Below are 9108 nucleotides of genomic sequence, written 5' to 3'. Positions count from 1 at the left end.
TTAATCCGTGTCTGTTCGTGAAAAAACGGCGCCTACCTGTCGTTTTTTCGCTGAATACGCTATGTATTCAATGACTTCTGTGCTAGAATACCCGATTAAATTTTTGGATACGTTGCTTTTTGCACCTGTCATTTGAGCAGGGACACAAGGCTGGCGACCCGTCAAACCCTCAGGACTTAATCATGAAAGATAGTATTCACCCAGAATACCGCGAAGTCGTGTTTCTGGACCAGCAAACTGGTTCAAAAATCATCAGCCGCTCTACGCTGAACTCACGCGAAACCATCGAACTGGATGGCAAAACCTACCCGCTTTTCAAATGTGAAGTGACTGCCGAGTCCCATCCCTTCTATACTGGCGCGCAAACGCGTATCGTTGAAGCAGGTCGCGTTGAGAAATTCCGCGCCCGTTTCGCCACCACTGCCGGCACACGCAAAAAAGCTTCCTGATTTTTCAGTGCACCGGACCCACGGAATCATCCGGGTCCGACAGCCACTATTATCAGCCAGCTTGCATTCATTGGGCCTAAACTGAACAGCACATACCGCTCAGTTTAGGCCCAATGTGCTTTTAGCCTATACCTTCTATACCTTTATTACGCCTTTACTGTTCTATTTAGCTCGTGCCTTTAACTTTTAACTTGCGCCTTTCCTTTAATTATTAGTACTGATATTAATAACGACACAATCAGATCTTAGCTTTGCCCCACCCGCAGATTCCCCATCTGTACAGGCTCTCGCTTTTCTCCATCTCATCCGCCTTGCCGCCTCTCCATCACCCCATCATCACCATTCTGAAGATATGGCACCTTGGCCAAGACCGTACTGGTGCGCAATCCACATAAATAACCTAACAATGCTCTCCGCAATAGCGCCCTATTGGCCATGCATCAGCATCCCTGCCATTGCAGCGCAGCCAATCCGCGTGCCTGGCTAACTTTCTGAATAACACCCTGGCAAATGGCTGACCAAAGCCCAACTATTGCCCGCGTCTTTGCACCTACGCAGCCCGTTCATTTTCACCCGCTAGCGTCCCATACTCTATCGCACATCGAAATAGTGATTCAATTGGGTCCCAATCAATTCCCAATCGCGCTCACGGCCTGTCAGCGCCGGTGCCATCGCGGCGCCACTGCATTAACGGAAGCACCGTGACATGCTTTTGTTGTCCAGACAGGAAACAAAAACTGCAGCAAGGTATTTAGCCCGGCTTTTTCAGCTAAAATGCGTGGAATCCATTAGTTGTACATCCAATACTTATACATGCAACGCACAACGCCCTCCCGCCTTACCGAAATCGCCACCCGCAAACTTTCCCGCACAGCACTGCTGGTGGTCGGCGTGCTGTATATTTTTGCCGGGCTGTTCTATCGCGATCCATGGAAAACGGATGACCTGACCGGCCTTGCCACCATGCTGACCGCGTTTCGCGGACAGGAGCATGCCTGGTTGCTGCCGCAAATTGGCAATTACGCCTATGCCCAGGAAGGCCCGCTCCTGACCTGGATAGGGACACTTTTCATTCAGGTATTCAGCCCCGTCTTTATGCTATTTCAGGCGCCACTGGAAGCGCAGATCACCGCCGCCCGCCTGCCCATTTTCATTTATTTTTTCGTTATCATCTGGGCTACCTGGTACGGGACCTACCTTCTGGCACGGCGCAAGGAATGCCAGCCGCTAGCGCTACCATTTGGTGGAGAACCCAATCCTCAGAACTATGGCAGGATGATTGCCGACGCTGCGGTGTTGTTCATTATCGCTACGATCGGCATCGTCATCCGCATGCACGAGACCTCCAATTTCCCCTTGATCATGATGTGCCAGGCCGTCGCATTCTACGGTGTGGCGCGCATGCTTGACCATCCCTTACAAGGCAGCACGCTGGCCGGTCTTGGCCTGGGTGCCGCGTTCCTGACACGGGGCGCAATCGGCGGCGTCCCCGTATTGCTTGCCTTGCTGGCGCTATTATTTTTCCGCAATTTCGGCCGACAACAGAAACTGTGGCTTGTTTGGAGCGTCGCGTTGGCCGCCGCCTGCTGCCTGATCTGGCTGGCCGCTGCCAACAACACCAGCAGTTACTGGGCCAATAGTTACGTTTTCTGGAACAACTCACTGTTCAGCCTGCCCTCGCCCACCGAGATTTTTTCCACACTACGCGATCTGTCGTGGTTTCTTTGGCCGACCTGGCCATTTATGATTATTGCCTTGTGGAACTGGCGCAAATGGATGGATGCGCCGCATATCTTCATTCCCACACTATTGCTTGGCGCAGCCGTGCTTACGGTCGTTTTTCAAAAAGATGCATTCGAATCCGAATATGCCATGCTGGCCGTGCCATGTGCGATTCTTGCCGCGCTCTCATTGCCAACGCTGCGCCGTTCATTCGTCAACACGCTCGACTGGTTCTCGATCATGATCATGTCGCTAGCCATGGTAGCCACCTGGCTGGGATGGGTCGCGCTCAATTTTGGCTGGCCCTCGAAAATTCATCACAATATCACCCGACTGCTGACTGGCTTTGAGCCTCAGATTTCCGCCATTACCCTGATTCTGGCCATCGGTGTATGCGTGGCCTGGATCTGGACTGTGTCCTGGCGCCTGCGCAGCAACCCTGCCGTTCTTTGGCGCGGCATCGTTTTGTCGGCAACCGGTCTGACCCTTACATGGATGCTGCTGGCGCTGTTGTGGCTGCCGTCAATCAACTACAACCGCAGTTATAAAGCGGTGTCCAAAGAATTGGCCTCGGTCATTGACGAAAACAATATCCCGACCGAATGCATTCGCCAGCATGGCGTGGGCCTGGGGCAACGCGCCGCCTTCTATGTATTTGAAGGGCTGCAGTTTGCCTTCGATCCTCAGTGTCAGTATGTATTGCTGCAGACGACCTTTGAAAAAATAGAGGATGAGGCTGAACCATACCCGGACAATGCGACATTGATCTGGCAGGGAAAACGCCGGCCCGACCGACACGAAGTCTTTCGCCTGATTCAACTGCCCGCCAGATAACCGACCATGTCATTGCGCCCCACCCTGACGGCCGGGCATGGACCCGTGCGCAAGATTGTGCGCCTGGCCTGGCCGATGCTGATCAGCCAATGGGCGGGGATCGCCTTCGCCGTCCTGGACAGCACAATGCTTGGGCATACCAATCCGGTATCGCTGCAGGCCATGGCGCTCTCGGTGTCGATCTTCATGACGATCCATATCGGGCTGATGGGTGTCGTTCATGCGCTGGTACCCATTTGCGCGCAACTGTTCGGCGCCCAGCGGCATGCCGAAATCGGCCGCTTCATTGGCCAGGGGATCTGGCTTTCGCTGTTTCTATCCACGCTGGGCGGCGCCCTGCTCCTGTTTCCTGATATATGGCTCAGTTTCTCGGGCGATTTACCCTTGCAGGTTCGGCAGGAAGTGGCTGTTTACCTGCGCATTTGCTGCATTGCGCTGCCGGCTGCATTGATGTTCCGCTGCGTCTATGCCCTTGCGACTGCAGTACAGCGCCCGCGCCTGCTTATGTATGTAAGCCTGGCTTCCGTACTGGTCAAACTGCTCTTTAACTGGCTGCTTATTTTCGGATATGGCGGCTTTCCCGCCCTGGGTAGCGCCGGCGCCGCCACCGCTACCGCCATTGTGTCCTGGCTCGCGCTAACGGCAGGCATCGTGGCTATTGCGCGCGAGCCGTTCTACACGCAGTTTCAGCTCAGGCTAGGCAAGCCTGCCTGGCCAGCGCAAAAAGAAATTCTGCAACTGGGTCTGCCTATGGGCGGCTCTTATCTGGCTGAAGTCAGTTCCTTTACCTTTATGGCCTTACTGGCTGCACGCGAGGGCACCTTTGTCTCCGGGGGGCATCAGATCCTGGCCAATCTGGTTTCATTGCTGTATATGTTTCCCCTGGCCATCGGCATTGCCACCTCATCGCTGGTTGCGCAATCCCTCGGAGCACGGCAGCCCGAGCAGGCCAGGCGTCTGGCACGCATCGGCATCGGGCTGGGTCTGGCCGGCGTCGCCCTGAGTCTGCTGGTGGTGATGGCGGCCAGGCCGCAGATCATCCAGATATACACGTCCGATCCGGCAATCGCTGCGATGGCCTACGCATTGCTAACCATACTTCCCCTGTTGCATACCAGCGATGCGTTACAATGCATGCTCTCCTATATATTGCGGGCGCACAAAATAGCGACCATGCCATTTGTGATCCAGACCGGATCACTCTTTGGCATTGGCCTTCTGGGCGGCTGGTATTTCGGCTTCGGCCCGGGCTACCGCCTGCTGGACGGTCTTGCCGCCGTACTCACACCAGGCGCCCCGCCAGGCGTAGCTTCACTCTGGATCATGTGCAGTTTTAGCATGCTGCTCTGCGCCATCACACTTGCCATTTGGTACTGGAAGTCAGTCAATGTCCAAAAACGATAGCATGCACAGCACAAAGTCAAAATCAATCGATAAAAAAGTACCCCTCTGGTTGTGGCTATTGGGTCTGATGACCGCCATCGGCCCGCTCACCATTGATATGTATCTGCCGTCTTTCCCGGCAATATCGGCCGATTTGCAGGTCCCGCAACACCGGGTCGAGCTGACGGTGTCCACGTATCTGCTTGGATTGGCGTTATCACAGTTGTTTTATGGCCCGATCGCCGACCGCTACGGGCGAAAAAAACCGTTACTGGGCGGCCTGATGATTTACATGCTGGCCACCATAGGTTGCGCGCTGGCCAGCAGCGTCGAATATCTGCTGTTTTTCCGCTGCATCCAGGCCTGCGGCGCTGCTGCTGCCATGGTGATTCCACGCGCCGTCATTCGCGATCAGCTCAACACCCGGGATTCAGCTATGGCCATGTCCATGATGATGCTGATCATGGGCGTTGCGCCCATCCTTGCGCCGCTGATGGGCGGCTACCTGTCGCCGGTCACTGGCTGGCGCGGCCTGTTTGCCGTGATGTTGTTCTATAGCGCCATCATGTTCTTTCTGGCGATTTTCCGACTAAGGGAAACCATGCCACCGGAGAAGGCAGTGCCGCTGCATTTGCGCACCATCGCAAAAAACTATGCCAGCCTGCTGCGCGATCGCAATTACATGGGCTTCTCGCTGGCCGGCGGCATCGGCATGTCGGGCCTGTTTGCCTATATTTCGGTCTCGCCCACGGTTTTTATTAATATGTATGGCGTGCCGCAACAGCACTTCGGTCTGTTTTTTGGCCTGAATGCATTCGGTCTGATTGTCGGCTCCCAGATCGGCGCCCGCCTGCTGCGCGTTCACTCGCCCCTGGGCATTTTGCGCACCGCCCTCACCTGCGGGTGCCTCAGCATTCTTATTGGCCTTGGGCTGGCCCTGGCCGGCATGCTCAACCTCACACTGCTCACACTCACGTTGCTGGGCTTTACCACCAGCCTGGGCTTTATTTTGCCCAACGCAACGGCATTGGCACTCAGGGACCAGGGACATCGATTGGGTGTTGCCTCTGCGCTAATGGGCTGCCTGCAGTTTCTGTTCGGCACCCTTAGCAGCAGCATCGTCAGCAGCAGCCTGGCCGACTCTCCCGTGCCGCTTTTCGTCGGTTTGGCCATTTGTACGCTGCTTGCTCTACTGTGTGGAAAAGTCCTGGCCAAGCCGGCAGATCGCTATTTTGGTGGCTGACCCGCACCGCAGGTGCAAAACCGGCGCCTGGCGTAGGCAGAAATCCCACGGTTAGGCAATAAATGCTTGAATTTATTTCACTTTTCGTCTTATAATCTATGGCTAACCTTGACTAAACGCCGTTAGCAAAACGCCGGACATCGACATGAGCATCAAAAACATGAATGTCGAGTCTTGTGGCAAGACGTTTTCAGGGTAATATTTTTTCAGTTTCTGCCTGCAGGGTCTAATTCTACAGCCAGAAACCCCCACAGAAGGCTGGCCTGGGCCAAAAATCAGGTCTTCAAACTTAACGAGGTCACGATCATGGCAAAAGTATGCCAAGTCACCGGCAAACGCCCAATGTCCGGTAATAATGTTTCACACGCAAACAATAGAACAAAACGCCGTTTCCTGCCTAACCTGCAGAGCCGTCGTTTCTGGGTTGAAAGCGAAAATCGCTGGGTTCGTCTGCGCGTTTCTACAAACGCCCTGCGCACAATCGACAAGAAAGGCATTGATGTCATTCTTGCTGAAATGCGCGCCAACGGCCAAAGCGTTTAATTCATTCCTACTAACGATTAACTCCAGGAGCCCATCATGGCAAAAGGCATTCGCGAAAAAATCAAGCTGGAATCCACAGCTGGTACTGGTCACTTTTACACAACGACCAAAAACAAACGCAACACTCCAGAAAAAATGCTGATCAAAAAATTTGATCCTGTTGTGCGCAAACACGTAGATTACAAAGAAACAAAACTGAAGTAATCTGCTGGTTACCCAACACCAGGCCCCGCGGCCGCCTGCTTTTAACAAAAGCAGCGCAAACGCGGGGCTTTTTTTGTGCGGACCATTTTACTGCTCGGGCCGGACCGAAGATCTGACCGAATCCAGAAAGCTGCGCATCAGTCTGCCCTGATAGCGCGATCGGTGATAAATAATCGACAGCTGTCGCGTCAAGTTCAAAAACGGCGTATGAAGCAATGCCAGCCTGCCGGAACTGACTGCATGGGTCACCGCCACTTGCGGTAAAAATGCAATACCCAGTCCGGCAATCACCGCCTGCTTGATGGCCTCGATCTGACCCAGTTCCATCACCACCTTGGCTTGCGGCAATTTATCCAGCTCCACATCACTGACCAGCCGCGTGGCTGATCCGCGCTCACGCAAAATCCAGCGTGCATCAATAAAATCTGCCGGCTGCAGATTGGCGATTGCCGCCAGCGGGTGATCCGGCCGCGTACATACGCAGAGCGAATCGTCCATCCAATGCACCGACTCGATCGCTTCGTGATGCACCGCGCCCTCAACACAGGCCACATCAATGCTGTGGTCGACGATCTGCCGAACAATTTCATCTGTGTTAGCAACATTCAGATAAACCGTCACCCTGTCATTATTGAGCACAAAACCGCTTAACAGATCACCGACCCGGTAATTGCCAACGGTGTTGCTGGCGCCAATCCGAAACTCTCCTGTCAGGACGTCTGCCTGGTCATCGGCGCGCTGGCGAAACTCAATCATTCTTTCAATGATTTCCTGCGCCAGGGGCAACAGTCGTCTGCCCTTTTCATTCAAGTACAGCCTGCCTTTATCACGATCAAACAATGGACCACTCAACTGCTTTTCCAGTTCAGCCAGCGCCATGCTGGCAGCTGGCTGAGTCAGATGCAAAGAATCGGCGGCAGCCTTGACACTGCCCAGGCGTGCGATGCTGATAAAAACATCAAGCTGTTTCGGGCTGAATGAAGCCATCAGTTTTCCTTATTCTACTTATAAACTATTGTAACTTTACTTATACCATATCCAAGCCTATGATTGATACCTATCAGTAATAAGCTAATGGATATTTAATATATTATGACACTCACGGCCACGTCCTCCCACGCTTTGTCAGCGACTGTCACACCTGATGCGAGCATCCCGCATCCAGCCAAAGGCAGCAGCGCAGCCCGGCCTCGCAAAAACTCCCTTTGGCCAGGGCTGTTTTTATCGGTAGCAATTGCCTTGGTGGCCGAGTTTGCCGGACGTGCCTTGCCCATTATCGGCGGACCGGTTTTCGGTATCCTGCTTGGGATAGTGTACCGAAGCGCATTCGGCCTGCATGCCACGTTGCAGCCTGGGATCAGTTTTTCTTCCAAGAAAATTCTGCAAATCTCTATTATCCTGCTTGGTTTCGGCCTGAGTTTTACGCAGATCATGGCTACAGGCGGAGAATCGCTGGCGGTCACGCTGGTGACCGTAACGATGGCGTTTGGGAGCGCCTGGGTGCTGGGGCGCCTATTGCGCACCCCGTCTGATCTGACGACACTGATCGGCGTAGGTACTGCCATTTGCGGCGGGTCGGCCATTGCTGCAGTCACCCCTATTCTCAAGCCCTCGGAGCATGATACGGCTTTCGCCATCTCCACCATTTTTCTGTTCAATGTTGTCGCGGTACTCACCTTCCCGGCTTTGGGACATATGCTGGGGTTGAGCGACTACGGGTTTGGCATGTGGGCGGGCACCGCCATTAACGATACCTCTTCTGTGGTGGCTGCCGGTTACGCCTATAGTCATGCCGCTGGTGATTTTGCCACGATCGTCAAACTGACCCGCGCCACGCTCATTATTCCGATCTGCTTGTTTCTGGTCGTTCTGGTCGGCATGCGCAATCGCCGGCAGGGTAATCAGTCTGTCAGCCTGGCAAAAATATTTCCATGGTTCATCGTCTGGTTTCTGCTCGCTTCGCTAACGCGCAGCACCGGCATTGTGCCCGAAATCATGCTTGACTGGATCAATGTCGCTGCAAAGTTCCTGATCGTAGTCGCACTGGTCGCAGTGGGGTTGTCTGCCGATATGCGCAAAATCTTTGCGACCGGCCCACGCCCCATCCTGCTGGGTTTCCTGGTATGGATGGCTGTATCGGTCAGTAGCCTGATTGTGCAATATGCCATGGGTCAGATGTAGACACGCAGCCATCTGCCTGAGTCTGCAAAAAGGACCGCCCCTGTTTTATCGGAGGCGGTCCTGTTTTTTTGAACAGCATCTAATTGGCAACGGGTAAACGCAAGGGATAAACATACACTGTGTCAGGCCACAACAGCAGGCTTGTTTTGTCTTGCCCACTGGCCGGCAATCAGATCGCTGCAGTTCTGGCCTGCAGCCACGCAAGTGCGGCGCCTGATACCCGCGGCGCAAGCCGGCGATACACCTCTTCATGATAGGCATTCAACCAAGACAGTTCCTGCTCGCTCAGCAACGGCCTTTCAATGCAACGTGTATCGATCGGGCATAGCGTCAGCGTTTCAAACTTAAGATAATTACCGAATTCAGACTGGCCCGCCGGCACTGCACAGATCAGGTTTTCAATACGAATACCCCACTGACCCGGACGATACAGGCCGGGTTCATCCGAAGTAATCATGCCAGCTTTCATCTCGGTGTCGGGAAAACGGTAGGCGCGATGCGAAATCATTTGCGGGCCTTCATGCACATTCAGAAAATACCCGACCCCAT

9 protein-coding genes are annotated in these 9108 nt (G+C 54.1%); 7 read left to right on the top strand and 2 right to left on the bottom strand.

The genetic code is table 11. The features are described from left to right. The first annotated feature begins 182 nt into the window (after positions 1-182). The 6 genes from ACTIKR_RS18920 (at position 183) to rpmG (ending at position 6378) form a co-directional block, all read left to right on the top strand. Positions 183-449, top strand: coding sequence for a type B 50S ribosomal protein L31 (locus tag ACTIKR_RS18920; RefSeq protein ID WP_193087088.1), 267 nt, complete (start codon positions 183-185; stop codon positions 447-449). Positions 450-1262: 813 nt separating this feature from the next. Further along, on the top strand, positions 1263-3005 hold the full coding sequence (locus ACTIKR_RS18915; protein ID WP_442328684.1) for an ArnT family glycosyltransferase: 1743 nt from the start codon (positions 1263-1265) through the stop codon (positions 3003-3005). Between the two features lie 6 nt (positions 3006-3011). Beyond that, complete coding sequence (locus ACTIKR_RS18910) at positions 3012-4409, top strand: MATE family efflux transporter (RefSeq protein WP_442328683.1); 1398 nt, start codon at positions 3012-3014, stop codon at positions 4407-4409. After that, positions 4393-5631, top strand: a complete 1239-nt coding sequence (locus ACTIKR_RS18905) for a Bcr/CflA family multidrug efflux MFS transporter (RefSeq protein WP_226816379.1) — start codon at positions 4393-4395, stop codon at positions 5629-5631. The genes ACTIKR_RS18910 and ACTIKR_RS18905 overlap by 17 nt, the downstream gene beginning before the upstream one ends. Before the next feature lie 306 nt (positions 5632-5937). After that, positions 5938-6174, top strand: coding sequence for a 50S ribosomal protein L28 (gene rpmB, locus ACTIKR_RS18900; RefSeq protein ID WP_128394439.1), 237 nt, complete (start codon positions 5938-5940; stop codon positions 6172-6174). Positions 6175-6210: 36 nt separating this feature from the next. Then, positions 6211-6378: a 50S ribosomal protein L33 gene (gene rpmG / locus ACTIKR_RS18895; RefSeq protein ID WP_100696024.1), complete on the top strand. Its 168-nt coding sequence runs from the start codon at positions 6211-6213 to the stop codon at positions 6376-6378. Between the two features lie 87 nt (positions 6379-6465). On the opposite strand, the gene ACTIKR_RS18890 is transcribed toward rpmG, so the two are convergent. Beyond that, positions 6466-7365 carry a LysR substrate-binding domain-containing protein gene (locus ACTIKR_RS18890; protein ID WP_193087091.1) on the bottom strand — a complete coding sequence of 300 codons (900 nt, stop codon included), beginning with the start codon at positions 7363-7365 and terminating at the stop codon, positions 6466-6468. A gap of 105 nt (positions 7366-7470) precedes the next feature. Here ACTIKR_RS18890 and ACTIKR_RS18885 point away from each other — a divergent pair, with 105 nt between their 5' ends. Beyond that, a complete protein-coding gene (locus ACTIKR_RS18885; protein ID WP_442328682.1) occupies positions 7471-8559 on the top strand; it encodes a YeiH family protein in 1089 nt (362 codons plus the stop codon). Between the two features lie 169 nt (positions 8560-8728). Here ACTIKR_RS18885 and ACTIKR_RS18880 read toward each other — a convergent pair. Continuing rightward, positions 8729-9108: M24 family metallopeptidase C-terminal domain-containing protein (locus ACTIKR_RS18880; RefSeq protein WP_442328681.1), on the bottom strand; the 380-nt coding region annotated here is incomplete at its 5' end.

This window comes from Advenella sp. (genome assembly GCF_052108595.1).
Classification (GTDB): domain Bacteria; phylum Pseudomonadota; class Gammaproteobacteria; order Burkholderiales; family Burkholderiaceae_B; genus Advenella.
The sequence above is the reverse complement of the archived record's forward strand: the minus strand, read 5'-3'. Positions and strand labels throughout refer to the sequence as shown.